This window comes from Mycobacterium sp. DL, from assembly GCF_039729195.1.
Taxonomy (GTDB): domain Bacteria; phylum Actinomycetota; class Actinomycetes; order Mycobacteriales; family Mycobacteriaceae; genus Mycobacterium; species Mycobacterium hippocampi_A.
The window spans coordinates 2,454,017-2,471,411 of the sequence record NZ_CP155796.1 but is presented as its reverse complement, the minus strand read 5'-3'; the positions used below and the strand labels follow the sequence as shown (position 1 = coordinate 2,471,411).

16 protein-coding genes are annotated in these 17,395 nt (G+C 66.7%); 10 read left to right on the top strand and 6 right to left on the bottom strand.

From position 1 onward, the window contains the following. The first annotated feature begins 22 nt into the window (after positions 1-22). The 3 genes from ABDC78_RS11925 to ABDC78_RS11915 all read left to right on the top strand — a co-directional run bounded on the left by ABDC78_RS11925 (position 23) and on the right by ABDC78_RS11915 (position 2,384). A complete protein-coding gene (locus ABDC78_RS11925; protein WP_178358557.1) occupies positions 23-445 on the top strand; it encodes a DUF3099 domain-containing protein in 423 nt (140 codons plus the stop codon). Positions 446-592: 147 nt separating this feature from the next. Continuing rightward, positions 593-1,552, top strand: coding sequence for a sigma-70 family RNA polymerase sigma factor (locus ABDC78_RS11920; RefSeq protein WP_178358558.1), 960 nt, complete (start codon positions 593-595; stop codon positions 1,550-1,552). A gap of 139 nt (positions 1,553-1,691) precedes the next feature. Beyond that, a complete protein-coding gene (locus ABDC78_RS11915; protein ID WP_178358559.1) occupies positions 1,692-2,384 on the top strand; it encodes a metal-dependent transcriptional regulator in 693 nt (230 codons plus the stop codon). Between the two features lie 5 nt (positions 2,385-2,389). Here ABDC78_RS11915 and ABDC78_RS11910 read toward each other — a convergent pair whose 3' ends face one another. Then, complete coding sequence (locus tag ABDC78_RS11910) at positions 2,390-3,442, bottom strand: DUF4192 domain-containing protein (RefSeq protein ID WP_178358560.1); 1,053 nt, start codon at positions 3,440-3,442, stop codon at positions 2,390-2,392. Positions 3,443-3,617: 175 nt separating this feature from the next. On the opposite strand from ABDC78_RS11910, the gene sthA reads away from it, so the two are divergent. From sthA to ABDC78_RS11885, 5 genes are read left to right on the top strand one after another with little or no spacing between them, the layout of a single operon-like run. Then, positions 3,618-5,033: a Si-specific NAD(P)(+) transhydrogenase gene (sthA, locus tag ABDC78_RS11905; protein WP_178358561.1), complete on the top strand. Its 1,416-nt coding sequence runs from the start codon at positions 3,618-3,620 to the stop codon at positions 5,031-5,033. Positions 5,034-5,090: 57 nt separating this feature from the next. Beyond that, positions 5,091-5,246: a hypothetical protein gene (locus ABDC78_RS11900; protein WP_178358562.1), complete on the top strand. Its 156-nt coding sequence runs from the start codon at positions 5,091-5,093 to the stop codon at positions 5,244-5,246. Continuing rightward, the gene (locus tag ABDC78_RS11895; protein ID WP_178358563.1) at positions 5,239-6,237 is read left to right on the top strand and encodes a PAC2 family protein; all 999 of its coding nucleotides are present in this window, start codon (positions 5,239-5,241) and stop codon (positions 6,235-6,237) included. Before ABDC78_RS11900 ends, ABDC78_RS11895 begins: the two co-directional genes overlap by 8 nt. 58 nt (positions 6,238-6,295) lie before the next feature. Beyond that, positions 6,296-7,318 (top strand): alpha/beta hydrolase, encoded by a 1,023-nt coding sequence (locus tag ABDC78_RS11890; protein ID WP_178358564.1) that lies wholly within the window; start codon positions 6,296-6,298, stop codon positions 7,316-7,318. Between the two features lie 57 nt (positions 7,319-7,375). Continuing rightward, positions 7,376-8,062 carry a PhzF family phenazine biosynthesis protein gene (locus ABDC78_RS11885; RefSeq protein WP_178358565.1) on the top strand — a complete coding sequence of 229 codons (687 nt, stop codon included), beginning with the start codon at positions 7,376-7,378 and terminating at the stop codon, positions 8,060-8,062. Here ABDC78_RS11885 and nrdR read toward each other — a convergent pair. Both nrdR and ABDC78_RS11875 read right to left on the bottom strand, forming a co-directional pair. Further along, a complete protein-coding gene (nrdR, locus tag ABDC78_RS11880) occupies positions 8,050-8,532 on the bottom strand; it encodes a transcriptional regulator NrdR (RefSeq protein ID WP_178358616.1) in 483 nt (160 codons plus the stop codon). The genes ABDC78_RS11885 and nrdR overlap by 13 nt on opposite strands. A gap of 163 nt (positions 8,533-8,695) precedes the next feature. Next, positions 8,696-9,175 (bottom strand): LysM peptidoglycan-binding domain-containing protein, encoded by a 480-nt coding sequence (locus tag ABDC78_RS11875; protein WP_178358566.1) that lies wholly within the window; start codon positions 9,173-9,175, stop codon positions 8,696-8,698. A 190-nt stretch (positions 9,176-9,365) separates the two neighbouring features. Between ABDC78_RS11875 and lexA the strand changes: the two genes are divergently transcribed. Continuing rightward, complete coding sequence (gene lexA, locus ABDC78_RS11870; protein ID WP_178358567.1) at positions 9,366-10,064, top strand: transcriptional repressor LexA; 699 nt, start codon at positions 9,366-9,368, stop codon at positions 10,062-10,064. Positions 10,065-10,078: 14 nt separating this feature from the next. Here lexA and ABDC78_RS11865 read toward each other — a convergent pair whose 3' ends face one another. After that, on the bottom strand, positions 10,079-12,151 hold the full coding sequence (locus ABDC78_RS11865) for a hypothetical protein (RefSeq protein WP_178358568.1): 2,073 nt from the start codon (positions 12,149-12,151) through the stop codon (positions 10,079-10,081). A 195-nt stretch (positions 12,152-12,346) separates the two neighbouring features. Further along, positions 12,347-13,519, bottom strand: a complete 1,173-nt coding sequence (locus ABDC78_RS11860) for an acyl-CoA dehydrogenase family protein (protein WP_178358569.1) — start codon at positions 13,517-13,519, stop codon at positions 12,347-12,349. Positions 13,520-13,627: 108 nt separating this feature from the next. Between ABDC78_RS11860 and ABDC78_RS11855 the strand changes: the two genes are divergently transcribed. Then, complete coding sequence (locus tag ABDC78_RS11855; protein ID WP_178358570.1) at positions 13,628-15,922, top strand: molybdopterin-dependent oxidoreductase; 2,295 nt, start codon at positions 13,628-13,630, stop codon at positions 15,920-15,922. Positions 15,923-15,931: 9 nt separating this feature from the next. Here ABDC78_RS11855 and ABDC78_RS11850 read toward each other — a convergent pair whose 3' ends face one another. Next, positions 15,932-17,278, bottom strand: a complete 1,347-nt coding sequence (locus tag ABDC78_RS11850; RefSeq protein ID WP_178358571.1) for a DEAD/DEAH box helicase — start codon at positions 17,276-17,278, stop codon at positions 15,932-15,934. Between the last annotated feature and the right edge of the window lie 117 nt (positions 17,279-17,395).

Here is a 17,395-nt window from a genome sequence, read left to right as displayed (position 1 = left end):
TGCGATGTGGAACAGTGGAGAGATGAAACAAGGCCAAGAGCTGAGTTTCGACGACGAAGGTCGGCCGGTTCTCATCACCCGAGCCGCCGTCGCGTACGAGGAACAGCACCGCCGGCGGGTACGGAAGTACCTCGCGCTGATGTCTGTTCGCATCCCGGCACTCATCCTGGCCGCGGTGGCCTACGGCATCTGGCAGAACGGCCTGATCTCGCTGGCGATCCTCGTGGTGTCGATCCCGTTGCCGTGGATGGCTGTTCTGATCGCCAACGACCGGCCGCCTCGCCGCGCCGAGGAACCCCGTCGCTACGAATCGCGAGGGCGGATTCCGCTGTTTCCGACGGCTGAGCGGCCCGCGATCTACGGCCCGCAGGCCGGGCCGCCGCCGCCGGACGCCGACGATTCGCAGCACGACACCGAAGATCTCCGCGGCGACGTTCCCCGCTGAGGATCTTTCGGCGCACTTCTCAGCACATTCTCAGGTCTGGCTGCGAAAAGCGCAGCTCAGAAGGTGTGAATCTAAGTTCGGGCGGGAACTCTTTCCGGGAACAGAGCGTTGTAACTCGTGAACGCTCGACCCGATCAGGAGGCCGTAATGGCAAACGCCGCCAGCACTCGCAGTGACCAGGATCTGGATGCTCAGAGCCCCGCAGCGGACCTTGTGCGCGTGTATTTGAACGGCATCGGCAAGACCGCGTTGCTCACTGCAGCCGACGAGGTCGAGCTCGCCAAGCGCATCGAGGCCGGCCTCTACGCGCAGCATTTGCTCGCCACCCGTAAGCGCTTGGGCGACAACCGGAAACGTGATCTCGCCGCCGTCGTCCGCGACGGTGAGGCGGCACGGCGCCATCTTCTCGAAGCCAACCTGCGGTTGGTGGTGTCGCTGGCCAAGCGGTACACCGGTCGCGGGATGCCACTGCTGGACCTGATCCAGGAGGGCAACCTCGGACTGATCCGGGCGATGGAAAAGTTCGACTACGCCAAGGGGTTCAAGTTCTCCACCTACGCGACGTGGTGGATCCGGCAGGCGATCACCCGCGGCATGGCCGACCAGAGCCGTACCATCCGCCTCCCCGTCCACCTGGTCGAGCAGGTGAACAAGCTCGCGCGGATCAAGCGAGAGATGCACCAGAACATGGGCCGTGACGCGACCGACGAGGAACTGGCCGAGGAGTCGGGCATCCCCGCCGAGAAGATCGCCGATCTGCTGTCGCACAGCCGCGACCCGGTGAGCCTGGACATGCCCGTCGGCAGCGATGAAGAAGCGCCGCTGGGCGACTTCATCGAAGACGAGAACGCGATGTCGGCGGAGAACGCAGTGATCTCCGAACTGCTGCACACCGACATCCGGTACGTGCTGACCACTCTCGACGAGCGCGAACAGCAGGTCATCCGGCTTCGTTTCGGGCTCGACGACGGCCAGCCCCGCACGCTGGATCAGATCGGCAAGCTGTTCGGGCTGTCCCGGGAGCGCGTCCGCCAGATCGAGCGCGAGGTCATGTCGAAGCTGCGCAACGGTGAGCGTGCCGACCGGTTGCGGTCCTACGCCAGCTGAGCTGATCCCCCGAGAAGAAAGCCCGCCGGTCCCCCCGGCGGGCTTTCTGACGCACGGGGGTGTGGCCCGTGTCGCCTGATGAAGCACCGCTGTTCACGCGGGCAGACCGGTAGACTCTCGTCAGACGGAGGGTGTGCGAATGAACGATCTGGTCGATACCACCGAGATGTACCTGCGAACCATTTACGACCTCGAGGAAGAGGGCGTCATCCCGCTGAGGGCGCGGATCGCGGAACGTCTCGATCAGAGTGGACCCACCGTGAGTCAGACCGTGTCGCGGATGGAGCGCGACGGGTTGCTGCACGTGGCGGGAGACCGTCACCTCGAACTCACCGACAAAGGCAGGTCACTGGCAGTCTCGGTGATGCGCAAGCACCGTCTGGCCGAGCGACTCCTCGTGGATGTCATCGGCCTGCCGTGGGAAGAAGTGCACGCCGAGGCCTGCCGCTGGGAGCACGTGATGAGCGAGGACGTCGAGCGCCGGCTCGTCCAGGTGCTCAACAACCCCACCACATCTCCGTTCGGAAATCCGATTCCTGGTCTGTCAGAGCTCGGATACGGCGATCAGCTGATCAACGAAACCATCAACCTCGTCCGGCTGACCGAGTTGCCCGCCGGTATGCCGGTTGCGGTGGTGGTGCGTCAGCTGACCGAGCACGTCCAAGGCGACGCTGATCTGATCGCCAGGCTCAAGGACGCCGGTGTGGTGCCCAATGCGCGGGTGACGGTCGAGGTGAACAACCACGGCGGCGTCGTGATCGTCATCCCCGGCCACGAGCAGGTCGAGCTGCCGCACGAGATGGCCCACACCGTCAAGGTCGAGAAGGTCTGACCGGCCTACCCCGCCCGGCGGCCGAACCGCTGCCTCGGCGGCAGCCGCACACCGAGTTGTTCGGCGAGTCGATAGCCGGTACGCGCCAGCTCCCGGATCCGCTCGGGACGCATCCCCGACTGCAACGCGGAGTCGAGCATGCCGGCCATCCGGTGCCAGGGGGCACATCGCAGCGCAGCTTCCAGCGATATGCCCGCAAGCGGTCCATCACCACGCGCATACGCTGAAAAAGCCAACAGCACAAGCGCTTCCACCCGCCACGGTTCCGGCAGGCGGCGCGCCAGATCAGCCCAGAGAGACTCGGCCGCTCCCGCGTGCTCGCCGACTGCGAGGGCATAGAGGGTGTCGCGCACCCTCGGATCCGTCAGCGACAGCGCCAAGCGGACCAACTGGTCATCGGCGAGCGGACCACCCGCACCGATCTGCTCAGCGCACGCGAACGCATGCTCGATGTCACTTCGCACCTGCGAATCCGGACGATCTGCTGCGACCTCACCGACTTGCCCGATCGCCCCCGCCAGCACAGCGCCGCGGTCGGGGTCGGTGGGTGCGACGACCGCGACGAGCTCGGAGCGGCGCGTGTAGAGGCGGCGGCCGTCGAGCACCGCCGCCACCGCGATCGGCGACGCCGCCGGATCCTCGACCACACCGGAACTCCCGCATCCGTCAGCGCAAAACCATCGCCCGCCCGCTGCGACCTTGTCGACCACGTGCGCGGCCAGAAGCTCGACATCCCACCTCGCGAGCTCGACGGCCAGGTCGTGGGCCAGTTCGCGATATTCGTCGGCACACATCCGGCACGAAGCGCCCTCGCCGTCGACGATCACCGCGATCGCGACCTCTGCTCTGGACGCAGCCGCCAACTCTGCGAAGTGACCGAGCGAGTCGCCATCCACCTCAGCGCAGAGATCGGCACGCATCACAGCGCCCATCTCGCCGTGCGCAGCGGTGACGAGCACCAGCGACTTCTCGGGCACGAAGCCGAGCACAGCGGGTAGCGCGGCGATCAGCTCGCCGGGTCGGTCGAGCGGGGAATCGGGACGATGTGTGGTGGGCATGACGCAAACCTCGCAACAGCTGCCGACGAGTTGCCCTCGACGCCGATCCGATGGCCCTGAACTGTGGATGGAATCGCCATTGGGGATCAATGGCCACAGCCCTCCGGCAGCTGTTCACCTGGAGTTGACATCGGTGTCACGGGAGTCGGGGTCAACGGGCGTAGATGTGTGTGCCATGGGTTCCACGCAGGAATACGACCTCGTCGTGATCGGGTCCGGCCCGGGCGGGCAGAAAGCGGCCATCGCCGCGGCGAAGCTCGGCAAGTCCGTCGCCGTCATCGAGCGCGGGCTGATGCTCGGTGGGGTGTGCGTCAACACCGGCACGATCCCGTCGAAGACGCTGCGCGAGGCCGTCGTCTACCTCACCGGCATGAATCAGCGCGAGCTCTACGGTGCCAGCTACCGCGTCAAGGACAAGATCACCCCGGCCGACCTTCTCGCGCGCACGCAGCACGTCATCGGCAAGGAGATCGACGTCGTGCGCTCGCAGCTGATGCGCAACCGCATCGAGCTCTATGTCGGTCACGCCCGGTTCCTCGACGAGCACACCATCCACGTCGACGATCCCAACCGCGCCGAACGTGTCACCGTGAGCGGCCGCCACATCGTGATCGCCACCGGCACCAAGCCTGCCCGTCCCTCCGGCGTGGAGTTCGACGAGGACCGGGTCCTGGACTCCGACGGAATCCTCGACCTCAAGACCATTCCCGGCTCGATGGTCGTTGTCGGCGCAGGCGTCATCGGCATCGAGTACGCGTCGATGTTCGCCGCGCTGGGTACCAAGGTCACCGTCGTCGAGAAGCGCAGCAACATGCTGGAGTTCTGCGATCCGGAGATCATCGAGGCGCTGAAGTTCCACCTGCGCGACCAGGCCGTGACGTTCCGGTTCGGCGAGGAGGTCACCGCAGTCGACGTCGGCGCATCCGGCACCGTCACGACGTTGGCCAGCGGCAAGCAGATCCCCGCCGAGACCGTGATGTACTCGGCGGGCCGTCAGGGCCAGACCGAGCACCTCGATCTCCCGAACGCCGGTCTGGAAGCCGACAACCGGGGCCGGATCTTCGTCGACGACAACTACCAGACAAAGGTCGACCACATCTACGCCGTCGGCGATGTGATCGGCTTCCCGGCCCTGGCCGCGACGTCGATGGACCAGGGCAGGTTGGCCGCGTATCACGCGTTCGGCGAGCCGTGTAAGGGCATGACCGAACTCCAACCCATCGGTATCTACTCGATTCCCGAGGTGTCCTACGTCGGTGCCACCGAGGTGGACCTGACCAAGGAGTCGGTGCCCTACGAGGTCGGAGTGTCCCGCTACCGCGAGCTGGCGCGCGGCCAGATCGCCGGCGATTCCTACGGGATGCTCAAACTGCTGGTCTCGACCGAGGATCTGCGCCTGCTGGGCGTCCACATCTTCGGCACCAACGCCACCGAGATGGTGCACATCGGCCAGGCCGTGATGGGCTGCGGCGGCACCGTCGAATACCTCGTGGACGCGGTGTTCAACTACCCCACGTTCTCGGAGGCCTACAAGGTCGCAGCGCTGGACGTGATGAACAAGCTGCGCGCGCTGCACCAGTTCCGGTCCTGAGGCTTCTCCGCGTCGCAACGGCACCCCGCCGCGCCCCGGGGGCGTCGACCCGGTCGCATGGAATGTCACATCGAGGTGTTCGCGTTCGAACAAATGGGTGACGCCGGGCATACCGCCGTGGCGAAGATCCCCACGTGCGAGACACTGGATGTTCACGGTGCCGACGACATCACTGTTGCGGTGCACCGCGAAGAGGAGGCGAGAGATGGCTGAAAGCCCAGACGAACCCGGTCAGCAGTACCAACCCGAGCAGACCGGCATGTACGAACTCGAGTTCCCCGCTCCGCAGCTCGCCGCTGCCGACGGCCGCGGCCCGGTGCTGATCCATGCACTCGAGGGCTTCTCCGACGCCGGACGAGCGATCAAGCTGGCTGCCGAGCACCTCAAGAACACTCTCGACACCGAGTTGGTGGCGTCGTTCGCCATCGACGAGTTGCTCGACTACCGGTCCCGTCGGCCGCTGATGACGTTCAAGACCGACCACTTCACCCACTACGACGAGCCCGAGCTGAATCTCTACGCGCTGCACGACAGCGTCGGGACGCCGTTCCTGCTGCTCGCCGGCCTCGAGCCGGACCTGCGGTGGGAGCGCTTCATCACCGCCGTCCGACTGCTGACCGAGCGGCTCGGGGTGCGCCGCGTCATCGGGCTCGGCGCCATTCCGATGGCGGTGCCCCACACCCGTCCGATCACCCTGACCGCGCACTCCAACGACAAGGAGCTCATCACCGACCACCAGCCGTGGGTCGGTGAGGTGCAGGTCCCCGGCAGCGTGTCGAACCTGCTGGAGTTCCGGATGGCCCAGCACGGCCACGAGGTCGTCGGGTTCACCGTGCACATCCCGCACTACCTGGCCCAGACCGACTATCCGTCCGCCGCCGAGACGCTGCTGTCGGAGGTTGCCCGGAGCGGGTCGCTGCAGATCCCGACGGCCGCGCTCGCGCAGTCCGCTGCCGAGGTCCACGACAAGATCAACGAGCAGGTGGCGGCGAGCCCGGAGGTCGCTCAAGTGGTGGAGGCTCTTGAGCGCCAGTACGATGCGTTCGTTGCCGCTCAGGAGAACCGGTCTCTTCTGGCGCACGACGAGGATCTGCCCAGCGGTGACGAGCTCGGCGCCGAGTTCGAGCGTTTCCTCGCCCAACAGGCCGGTGATGACGACAGGAAGGACGGGGACGATCCCACTGATCGGCCCTGGCCGAAGTAGCTGCTATCCGTCCCGACGACGAAGTGGGCGATATGACCGTGACCCTCGGGTTTGTGTGATGACCGAACGCAAACCGAACCTGCGTACCGTGCGGGAACTCACTCCCACGCTGGAGTACCGGACGATCCACGGCTACCGCCGGGCATTCCGGGTCGCCGGCTCGGGTCCGGCCATCGTGCTCATCCACGGCATCGGTGACAACTCCACCACGTGGGACACTGTGCAGGCCAAGCTCGCGCAACGGTTCACTGTCATCGCGCCCGACCTACTCGGCCACGGCAAGTCCGACAAGCCGCGCGCCGACTACTCCGTGGCCGCCTACGCCAACGGACTGCGTGACCTGCTCAGCGTCCTGGACATCGACAGCGCCACGGTGGTCGGCCACTCTCTCGGCGGCGGCGTGGCCATGCAGTTCGCCTACCAGTTCCCGCAACTGGTCGACCGACTCATCCTCGTCGGGGCGGGCGGGGTCACCAAGGAAGTCAACGTGGCACTGCGGATCGCGTCGCTGCCGCTGGGCAGCGAGGCGCTCGCCCTGCTACGACTCCCCCTGGTGTTGCCCGCCTTGCAGGTCATCGGCCGGATGGGTGGTGCGCTGTTCGGGACAACCGGAGTGGGCCGCGACATCCCCGACATGCTGCGCATCCTGGCCGACCTTCCCGAACCGACGGCGTCGTCTGCGTTTGCGCGAACACTGCGCGCGGTGGTCGATTGGCGCGGCCAGGTGGTGACCATGCTCGATCGGTGTTATCTGACACAATCCGTTCCGGTGCAACTGATCTGGGGCGGCAGCGATTCGGTCATCCCGGTCAGCCATGCGGAGATGGCGCACGCGGCGATGCCGGGCTCGCAGCTGGAGATCTTCGAAGGCTCCGGGCACTTCCCGTTCCACGACGACCCGGACCGATTCGTCGAGATCGTGCAGAAGTTCATCGACTCCACCGAACCTGCGGTCTACGACCAGGATTACCTACGCGGTCTGCTGCGGGCGGGCATCCGGGAGGGCGCCATCTCAGGCCCGGTGGACACTCGGGTCGCGGTGCTGGACGCCATGGGCGCCGACGAGCGCAGCGCAACCTAGCAACCCCACCGCAGCCGTTTCTCGGCCGGCCGACGTGCCCACACGTAGCATCGGCTCATGGCCATCGACGTGACAGTGCTGCGCGTGTTCACCGACCGAGACGGCAGATTCGGCAACCCCCTGGGCGTGATGGACGCGGCCACCGTGGACCCAGCGGATCGGCAGCGCATCGCTGCCGAATTGGGTTACAGCGAAACGATATTCGTCTCTCTGCCGGAAACGGGTACCCATACCGCACATGCTCATATCCACACGCCCACCACGGAACTCCCCTTCGCCGGACACCCGACGGTGGGCGCGTCCTGGTGGCTTGACCACCGAGGCACACCGGTGAAAACCTTGCAGGTTCCCGCCGGCATCGTGCAGGTGACGTACTCCGGGGACCTGACGTCGGTCAGCGCCCGTGCCGAGTGGGCGCCGGACTTCTCGATCTACCAACTCGGCAGCGTCGACGAACTGTTCGCCGCGGACCCGGACGACTACCCCGACGAGGTCGAGCTCTACCTGTGGGCCTGGCTGGACGAACCGGCGGACACGATCAGATCGAGGATGTTCGCCCCCCACCTCGGGATTCCCGAAGATGAGGCGACCGGCGCGGCAGCGGTCCGCATCACCGAGCACCTCAGCCGTGACCTCACCATCGTGCAGGGACAGGGGTCGATCATCCAGACCACCTGGTCTGCTGAAGGGTGGGTGCAGGTGGCGGGGCGGGTAGCCGACGACGGAACGCGTCAGATCGACTGAGCGGGCTCGCCCTCGACCGGCGCCTCGCGGTGCGCACGCAACGCCTGAATCTCACGTTCGAAGTCCTCGGCCGACGAGAACGAGCGGTACACCGACGCGAACCGCAGATAGGCCACCTCGTCGAGCTCACGAAGCGGCCCGAGAATCGCCAGGCCCACTTCGTGACTGGGCACTTCCGGCGATCCGGTCGCCCGCACCGCGTCCTCGACCTGTTGGGCGAGCAGGTTGAGCGCATCGTCATCAACCTGTCGGCCCTGGCAGGACCGCCGGACACCTTTGATGACCTTGTCCCGGCTGAACGGCTCGGTGACCCCGCTGCGTTTCACCACGGCCAGAACCGCGGTCTCGACGGTCGTGAATCGTCGCCCGCACTCGGGGCACGACCGACGTCGGCGGATCGCCTGACCCTCATCGGTCTCGCGGGAATCGACCACACGCGAATCGGGGTTACGGCAGAACGGACAGTGCATCACCGCTCCTTCGCCGCACCGACAGAGAACCGCCTCGAACGTCTTCGAGCGTACCTGCGTGGCCCACGGGTAGCTCAACGCCGGGCCGATTGGCGCGTACCTCACGTCACGGTTCCTCAGAGCGCTTGGACAGCAGGGCGTTTGGCGGCTCGGCAGCCATTGTTCAGCCGACGGGCGCGATGAGCGTCTGCCCGGCGGCCAGCGACGCGGTCTGGAGTTCGTTCAGTTCACGGATCCGCTCGACGACATCTCCGACGGGCGCATCGGGCGCCACCCGCTGGGCGATGTGCTGAAGCGACTCCCCTGACTTCACCTGCACCACCGCCAGGCGGCCGGGAATCTCGGCCTCGCTACCGACCACACCGCCCAACTGTGCGACCAGCCCCAGCCACAGGGTGATCGCCCCGGCGATGAGCGCCAGAATCACGGTGGTTGCCGGGGTGATCGGACGCCGACGATGTGATGCCCGGGATACCAGCACGCCGGTGCCGCGGTAGCGGACCGCAGCGCCGCCGGGCCGCACCCTGCGCGAGGCGTCCGCCGGTCGAGTGCGCCCGCCCTCGACCACCGCGCACCGGCGTTCGACACGCCGGAAGTCGTCGTCGAACGCGGTCCAGGCCTCGCGAGTGTGGAGGATCGTCATCTGTCTGCCCTTTCGGTCCGGCTGGTTGTTCGCTCTTGTGTTCGAACGGTACTCGATCATGTGTTCGATGGATAGAACATGTGATCGAACTGTTGCGAACGCTAGAGCAACCCACCGACATGCCACCCCGGACCGACACGCGTCGAACACATGTTTGATTCTTGGTGCCGTCCGCGTTACATTCGGCCCCATGAGCGATGACAGCAGCGACACCACGGCCATCGTCGACGCACGGCGTGACCGCGAATCAGGACTCACCGACCGGCAGCGCACGATCCTCGATGTCATCCGCGCATCGGTGACAACCCGCGGATACCCGCCGAGCATCAGAGAGATCGGAGATGCGGTCGGGTTGACGTCCACGTCGTCGGTCGCACATCAACTGCGGACGCTCGAGCGCAAAGGGTTTCTCCGGCGCGACCCCAACCGCCCCCGCGCGGTGGACGTGCGCAGCCCCGAGGAGGGTGGCGCACCCATCGTGACCACGGACGTCGCCGGTTCCGACGCATTGCCGGAACCGACCTTCGTGCCCGTCCTCGGGCGCATCGCCGCCGGCGGTCCCATCCTGGCCGAGGAGGCCATCGAAGACGTGTTCCCGCTACCGCGCGAGCTCGTCGGCGAAGGGTCGCTCTTCCTGCTCAAAGTAGTCGGCGAATCGATGGTCGACGCAGCGATCTGCGACGGCGACTGGGTGGTCGTCAGACAGCAGAACGTCGCCGACAACGGCGACATCGTCGCGGCGCTGATCGACGGGGAAGCCACCGTGAAGACGTTCAAGCGAACGCGGGGCCAGGTGTGGCTGATGCCTCACAACCCCGCGTTCGACCCGATCCCCGGCAACGACGCAGCCATCCTTGGCAAGGTCGTCACCGTGATCCGCAAGATCTGACGCAATCCCGGACGCTAGTCCCCGCGCACGAATCCGTTCGTGCGTGCCATTTCCTCACTGGCAAACCAGATCTCGACGGGGGCCTCGTCGTAGTCGGCACTGTCCGGCACCCAGTACAGGCCCGACGCGGTGTCGGCCTTGATCGGATATCCCTCGGGGATTTCGTGTGGATCATCGAGAGGCAGTCGCAGAGCCGTGGCCGAGGGTGCCGGTTCGTCGAAATCGATCCTGGCGTGGCGGCCGGTGTCGGTCAACGGGTCTCGGTCGAGCGCGGCGAAAGGCTCCGGCTCGAACGCGGCGAAAGGCTCCGGTTCAGACTCGACCGGCCCCTCCTCGTCGGGTGTGGTGTCGGTCTGATCCTCTGAGCCCTCGGCGCCCTCGGAGAAGGCGATGTCGGTGGCCGTCGGGACTCGTGTCGGTGCGGTGTCCACCGAGTCCGGGTCGTCCTGCTCGAGGGCAAGGTCGTCGAACTCGTCCTCATCCGTCTCGGCTGGTGTCTCGGCCGGCACCGGCGCACCCCAGAAGCTCAGCGGAGCAGGAGGAAGCTCGTCGGACGCAGTCGGCGCCGCCGGAGACCCGGAAGACAGCGATCCCAGCCCCTCTCGTGCATAACGATCACCGAACAGGGTGTCCTCGCGACCGTCCTCGTCCTGACGGCCCGCGCCCGCCAGTGCCGGCTCGTAGCCGCGACCGTCATCGGCCGCACCACCGGCCGGCGGACCGAACAGGTCATCGTCGTCGCCCCCACGCCGGCGGTTGCGCATGACCGCGAAGGCCACCAGGCCCGCCAGCAGCAACACCGGGATGACTGCGAGCAGCCACCACCATGTCCACTGCATCCCCTCGGCGTCGGTGTTCGACGCCGGTGTGGTCGACTGCGGCGCTTGTTGTTCGGGCACCTCGAGGTCGGCCAACTGCGACGCGAGATTGGCGGGTTCGGTGCTGAACCGCTTGGTGTCCGAGTTCCACGAGATGGCTCCACCGCTGAAACGCTGGGTGATCACCCCGCCGTTGTCGGTCTGGTCTGCCACGGGCGCACCCAACTCGCCGGTGGCGCCGCCGAGCTTCTCCCACGCGGCGGCCATCGGGCCCCGGACGATCACCGCACCGTGGTCGGGTGTCCAGAAGATCACCGGCTTGTCGTCGGCGGCGAAGGCACTCATCCGGCTCGCCGGAGCGACCCCGCCGTCGACCTCGCTGGTGACCGGGAAGCCGAGGTCACCCTCCGGGCCGCCGACACTCTCGTACTTGGCCAGCACCTGACCGGTCACGACGTTCGCACCGGTCTGGGGACTGTAGAAGATCTTGCCGTTCACAAAATCCTGACCGAGGCCGTCGGCCCCGATCGGGTACGGCTCCCCTTCTGCGGCACCGAGAGGACCCAGCGGTCCTCCCGCAGCCCGGCGTGCGGCGTTGATCGCCGACACCGGATCGTCAGGAACGGTCAGATCCGTCAGCTGGCCCGCGAGGTCGGGTGGGACCGTGGTGAACGTCTTGGCCCGGGAGTCATAGGAGAGCTCACCGCCGGTGAACGCCTGGGTCACCACCGCGCCGTCGTAGGTCGGATCTTCTGCGGGCACGCCGAGCACCCCGGACGACCCGCCGAGCCTGTCCCACGCCGCGTTGATCGGCCCGCGAACCACCCGGGCACCCGTTTCGGGGGTCCAGAAGATCACCGGGTTGTCCGCCGCGTCGAACGTGCTGTTCCGGCTGTTCGGGGCACGGCCGGGCCCCTCGTCGATCTTGGGAAAGCCCAGATCGCTGTCCGCAGGGCCACCGAGTGCTTCGTACTTCTCCAGAATCGCGCCCTGCATGAACCGGGCACCCGTTGCCGGCGTGAAGAACATCTTGCCCGAGGCGAAGTTCTGCGCGAAGCCGGCACCGGCCGGATACACGTCGCCTGACTTGGGGCCCAGCGGACCGGCGTCACCGCCGTTGGCCTGCCAGGCAGCGGTGATCGCGTCGTTCGCCTCGATCTCAGGCTGCGCGGCCGCGACGGGAGCCAGCAGGAGCGCCGCAGCGACTCCCAGCACCCCGATCGTCGCGCGACCGACCACACGTAAGCGCAGCATCGGCTGCCGGATCATTCGTCCTCCCCGCGGTCGGCGACAAAGTTTCCTCCAACAGATCCTTTCGAAACCTGGCTTCGAAAAGTCCTGCGAAAGTACCGCGTGCGTTCACTTTGCGTCAGTGGACGTCGATTACCAAGGAACCTCGCCGATTCGACGGAAATAATATGAAGTCATCGACCACTGTTCGACAGCCCCGTCGACGTGCTTTGTTCAGACGCCGAGGCTCCTACCGATGATTTCCTTCATGATCTCGGATGTCCCCCCGTAGATGGTCTGCACCCGGGCATCGAGATATGCGCGCGCCACCGGATATTCGCGCATGTACCCGTAACCGCCGTGCAACTGCAGGCACCGGTCGATCAAATGGACCTGCTTCTCGGTGGAATACCACTTGGCCATGGCAGCCTGTTCGACGGTCAAGCGGTCGTCGAGGTGCAAGCGGATGTACTCGTCGACCATCATGCGGACGACGGTTGCCTCGGTGGCCAACTCGGCCAGCAGGAATCGGCTGTTCTGAAAGCTGCCGATCGGCTTTCCGAATGCCTTTCGCTCCCTGGCGTATTCGACGGTCTGGGTCAGCACCTCCTCCATCGCGGCGGCAGCCATGATGGCGATCGAGATCCGCTCCTGCGGCAGGTTCTGCATCAGGTAGACGAACCCCTGACCCTCTTCGCCGAGCAGGTTCTCTGCCGGCACCCTGACGTCGGTGAAGGACAGTTCGGCGGTGTCCTGGGCGTCCAGGCCGAGCTTGTCGAGATGGCGGCCGCGCTCGAAGCCTGCCATTCCGCGCTCGACCATCAGCAGCGAGAATCCCAGCGCGCCCTTCTCCGGGTCGGTCTGGGCCACCACGATCACCAGATCGGCGTGAATTCCGTTGGTGATGAAGGTCTTGGAGCCGTTGAGGATGTAGTGATCGCCGTCTTTGACCGCGCGCGTCTTGATCCCCTGCAGGTCGCTGCCGGTGCCGGGCTCGGTCATGGCGATAGCGCTGATCAGCTCGCCGCTGCAGAATCCCGGCAGCCAACGTTGCTTCTGCTCCTCGGTGCCCAGTCTGATCAGATACGGCGCGGTGACGTCGTTGTGCAGGCTGAAGCCCAGCCCGCTGTACCGGCCGGCGGTCACTTCCTCGGTGACGATGGTGTTGTAGCGGAAGTCCGCTACTCCGCCGCCGCCGTACTCCTCGGGCACCGCCATGCCCAGGAAGCCCTGCTTACCGGCTTCGAGCCAGACACCGCGATCGACGATCTTGTCCTTCTCCCACTCCTCGTGGAACGGCGCGACGTGCCGTTCGAGAAAGGAGCGGAAGGAGTCGCGGAACATCTCGTGTTCAGGCTCGAACAGGGTGCGCTCGTAGGCGATGACGGGTTTGGCTTCGGCCCCCATGGGCGTCCCTCCGTGGTTGGTACGGGCTGTTACCGTCAAAGTACCCCATCCAACCGGGTGGTTGGTCGAGCCACCGCCGCGTCAGCCGACCGTCATAAACTCGCCACCATGGTCTCGCCCGTCCCACCCGCTCTGACCAGCCTGACGCATTGGGGCGCGTTCACCGCGACCGTCGATTCCGGTGACGTCGCGTCGGTGACACCGCTGCCCGGCGACGCCGATCCCTCTCCTGCGCTGGGCAACCTCCCCGGCTCCGTCCGGCACCGATCGCGGGTCACCACGCCTGCGGTCCGCCGCGGCTGGCTCGAGGGCGGACCGGGCCCCAGCGATCGACGCGGCGCCGACGAGTTCGTCGCGGTGTCCTGGGACGAACTCACCGACCTGCTGGCCGATGAACTGCGCCGCGTGGTGCACACCCACGGTAACGAGGCGATCTACGGCGGTTCGTACGGTTGGGCCAGCGCCGGCCGCTTCCACCACGCTCAGAGCCAGGTACATCGATTCCTGAACTGCCTTGGCGGGTACACATTCTCGCGTCACTCCTACAGCCTGGGCGCGACCGGGGTCATCATGCCCCGGGTGGTGGGCACCCACGACGACCTGTTCAAACGGTCCACCCAGTGGGACGTCATCGTCGAACACACCGACCTGATGGTGTGTTTCGGCGGGATGGCACTGAAGAACACCGGTGTCAACCACGGCGGCACGACCGCCCACCCGGCCCGGGATGCACTGCGCCGGTTTCGGGAACGCGGCGGTCAGATCGTGTCGTTCTCCCCGCTGCGCGACGACGTCGACGGCCCGTGCGACTGGTACGCCGCGGTGCCCGGGACGGACGTGGCGATCATGCTCGCCCTGGCGCATGTTCTGGCCTCCGAATCGCTGGCGGACCGCGATTTCCTGGCGACCTACTGCGTGGGCTACGAACGCTTCGAGCGCTATCTTCTCGGAGTCGACGACGGCGTTCCGAAGTCACCGCAGTGGGCCGCGTGTATCTGCGGGTTGTCCGCTGAGGAGTTGACGGCGCTGGCACGCCGGATGGCCGCCGCACGCACGATCGTCACCGTCAGTTGGTCACTGCAGCGGACCCGGCACGGCGAACAGGCGCCGTGGATGGGGCTGACATTGGCCGCGATGCTCGGCCAGATCGGTCTTCCCGGAGGAGGATTCGGCCACGGATACGGGTCGATGAACGAGCCGGGACTGCCACCGCTGCGGTGCGGCCTGCCGCGGCTACCGCAGGGCGTCAACCCGGTCTCGTCGTTCATCCCCGTCGCCGCGGTCAGCGATATGCTGCTGCATCCCGGAGAGATGTTCGACTACAACGGAATCCGGCTCGTTTATCCCGACATCAAACTTGTCTACTGGGCCGGCGGTAACCCGTTTCACCACCATCAGAACATCCCCCGATTACGGCGGGCGCTGGGGCGCCCCGACACCGTGGTGGTTCACGAACCGTACTGGACCGCAATGGCCAAGCACGCCGACATCGTGGTGCCGTCGACCACGTTCCTGGAGCGAGAGGACTTCTCCGGGTCCAAGAACGACCCGGTGCTGATGGCGATGCCGAAAATGACCGAGCCCTATGCGCAATCGCGGGACGACTATCAGACATTCGCCGCACTGGCGCGCAACCTGGGCTTCGAGGAGGCGTTCACCGAGGGACGCACGACCCGGGAATGGCTGGCGCACCTCTACCGAACCTGGTCGACGTCACTGGATTTCGACGTTCCCACGTTCGACGACTTCTGGCGGGCCGGCCGGCTGCGGCTGCCGACTGAAGAGGGGCTGACACTGCTGGCCGACTTCCGGTCCGACCCGACGACGCACCGACTCGGCACCCCCAGTGGCCTGATCGAGATCTTCTCCGCCACCATCGACGCCTTCGGCTATGACGATTGCCGGGGTCACCCGGCATGGTTCGAACCGACCGAATGGCTCGGCGGGCCCCGCGCAGCCGACTATCCGTTGCACCTGATCGCGAATCAGCCTGCGAGCAGGCTGCACAGCCAACTCGACGGTGGCGCGGCCAGCCAGCAGTCGAAAGTCGAGGGCCGGGAACCGATCCGGATGAATCCGTCGGATGCGCAGGCGCGTGGACTGGTCGGTGGCGATGTTGTGCGGGTGTTCAATGACCGCGGGGCATGCCTGGCCGGAGTGCTGCTCGACGCCGGGGTGCGGCCTCAGGTCGTACAGTTGTCCACCGGGGCCTGGTTCGATCCGGTGGATCCGACCGACCCGGACGCCATGTGCGTCCACGGCAACCCCAATGTGCTCACCGACGATGTGGGTACCTCGTCACTGGCCCGCGGATGCACCGGCGCACACGTGCTGGTGGAGGTCGTGAAGTTCACCGGTCCACCGCCGCCGGTGCGTGCTCACGAGCCTCCGGTGATCAGGTAGCCGCGCCGTCTACGGCGTGGTGCGGGCGTGCCCGCGGGCTCCGGCGCCGCGTGAGCCGCGCCGCCGGTTTCCACCACCGGCGCCGCCGGCACCCCTGGGGGCGCCACCGCCGCGTCGATGATCGGAGCCGCGATCGTACTTCGGTCCGCCGCTCTTCACCGTCGGGGCAACAACTTTCGGGGCCTCACGCAGCGGTGCGATCTCGCCGACCAGCTCATGCACCGGAGCCGAGTCCGCGGTGACCTCCTGGGGCCGCACGGTGATACCCGCACGGCGCAGCAGTTGCTGGGTGTCCCTGCGCTGTTCGGGCAGGACAACGGTGACGACGTCGCCGTCGCTACCGGCCCGTGCGGTACGCCCCGAGCGATGCAGATACGCCTTGTGTTCCATCGGCGGGTCGACGTGGACGACCAGTTCGACACCGTCGACATGGACACCGCGAGCAGCGATGTCGGTGGCCACGAGCACTCGCGCCGTGCCACTGGTGAATGCGGCCAGGTTGCGGTCGCGCGCGGGCTGCGACAGGTTGCCGTGCAGATCCACCGACGGCACCCCGGATTCGGTCAGCTGCTTGGCGAGCTTGCGTGCCTGATGCTTGGTGCGCATGAAGAGGATCCGGCGTCCCGTGCCCGAGGCCAGGCGGTGCACCAGGTCCTTCTTCTGCTGCACTCCGCCGACGTGGAACACGTGATGGGTCATCACCGCGGGCACCTCGTCGGCCTCTTCGACCGAGTGCAGCACCGGGTCGCGCAGGAACCGCTTGACCAGCTTGTCGACCCCGTTGTCCAGGGTGGCCGAGAACAACAGTCGTTGGCCGCCGGCGGGCGTCGCCGTCAGGATCCGGGTGACGCCGGGCAGGAAACCGAGATCCGCCATGTGATCGGCCTCATCGAGCACCGTGATGGCGACGTCGTCGAGCCGGACCAGCTTCTGACGCATCAGATCCTCGAGGCGGCCGGGGCAGGCCACCACGATGTCGACGCCGCCGCGCAGAGCGCTGACCTGCCGGCTCTGCGAGACGCCTCCGAAGATGGTGGTGACACGCAGGCCCGCTGCGGCCGCGAGCGGCTCCAGCACGGCGGTGATCTGCGTCGCGAGTTCCCGCGTGGGAGCCAGGACCAGACCGGTCGGGCGGGACGGCTGACTGCGGCGCCCGGTGAGCGTCGCGACCAGCGGAAGCGAGAAGGCGAGCGTCTTGCCGCTGCCGGTCTTTCCCCGGCCGAGCACGTCGCGGCCGGCAAGCGAGTCCGGCAGGGTGGCGGATTGGATGGGGAACGGTTCGTTGATGCCGCGCTCGGTCAGCGCGCGCACCAGTGGTGCGGGGACGCCGAGGTCAGCAAAAGATTGCAGGGTCATGTGTGCCTTTCCAGCCTGTTCGGGCAGCGTGTGCCCGGGCAACCGCGACGGAGACCGTCCAGCGGGAGTGCGCACACAGTGGCGGTTTCGCCGTAGTGGGTGATCTGGCGCCGGCGT

Excerpts from the sequence above, each read along its gene's own strand:
- ABDC78_RS11890 (WP_178358564.1), top strand. The coding sequence starts at position 6,296 with ATGACCGAACGCAAACCGAACCTGCGTACCGTGCGGGAACTCACTCCC.
- lexA (WP_178358567.1), top strand. The coding sequence starts at position 9,366 with ATGAGCGATGACAGCAGCGACACCACGGCCATCGTCGACGCACGGCGT.
- ABDC78_RS11910 (WP_178358560.1), bottom strand. The coding sequence starts at position 3,442 with ATGCCCACCACACATCGTCCCGATTCCCCGCTCGACCGACCCGGCGAG.
- ABDC78_RS11925 (WP_178358557.1), top strand. The coding sequence starts at position 23 with ATGAAACAAGGCCAAGAGCTGAGTTTCGACGACGAAGGTCGGCCGGTT.
- ABDC78_RS11885 (WP_178358565.1), top strand. The coding sequence starts at position 7,376 with ATGGCCATCGACGTGACAGTGCTGCGCGTGTTCACCGACCGAGACGGC.
- ABDC78_RS11865 (WP_178358568.1), bottom strand. The coding sequence starts at position 12,151 with ATGATCCGGCAGCCGATGCTGCGCTTACGTGTGGTCGGTCGCGCGACG.
- ABDC78_RS11895 (WP_178358563.1), top strand. The coding sequence starts at position 5,239 with ATGGCTGAAAGCCCAGACGAACCCGGTCAGCAGTACCAACCCGAGCAG.
- ABDC78_RS11855 (WP_178358570.1), top strand. The coding sequence starts at position 13,628 with ATGGTCTCGCCCGTCCCACCCGCTCTGACCAGCCTGACGCATTGGGGC.
- ABDC78_RS11900 (WP_178358562.1), top strand. The coding sequence starts at position 5,091 with ATGGAATGTCACATCGAGGTGTTCGCGTTCGAACAAATGGGTGACGCC.
- ABDC78_RS11850 (WP_178358571.1), bottom strand. The coding sequence starts at position 17,278 with ATGACCCTGCAATCTTTTGCTGACCTCGGCGTCCCCGCACCACTGGTG.
- ABDC78_RS11915 (WP_178358559.1), top strand. The coding sequence starts at position 1,692 with ATGAACGATCTGGTCGATACCACCGAGATGTACCTGCGAACCATTTAC.
- ABDC78_RS11860 (WP_178358569.1), bottom strand. The coding sequence starts at position 13,519 with ATGGGGGCCGAAGCCAAACCCGTCATCGCCTACGAGCGCACCCTGTTC.
- sthA (WP_178358561.1), top strand. The coding sequence starts at position 3,618 with ATGGGTTCCACGCAGGAATACGACCTCGTCGTGATCGGGTCCGGCCCG.
- ABDC78_RS11875 (WP_178358566.1), bottom strand. The coding sequence starts at position 9,175 with ATGACGATCCTCCACACTCGCGAGGCCTGGACCGCGTTCGACGACGAC.
- nrdR (WP_178358616.1), bottom strand. The coding sequence starts at position 8,532 with ATGCACTGTCCGTTCTGCCGTAACCCCGATTCGCGTGTGGTCGATTCC.
- ABDC78_RS11920 (WP_178358558.1), top strand. The coding sequence starts at position 593 with ATGGCAAACGCCGCCAGCACTCGCAGTGACCAGGATCTGGATGCTCAG.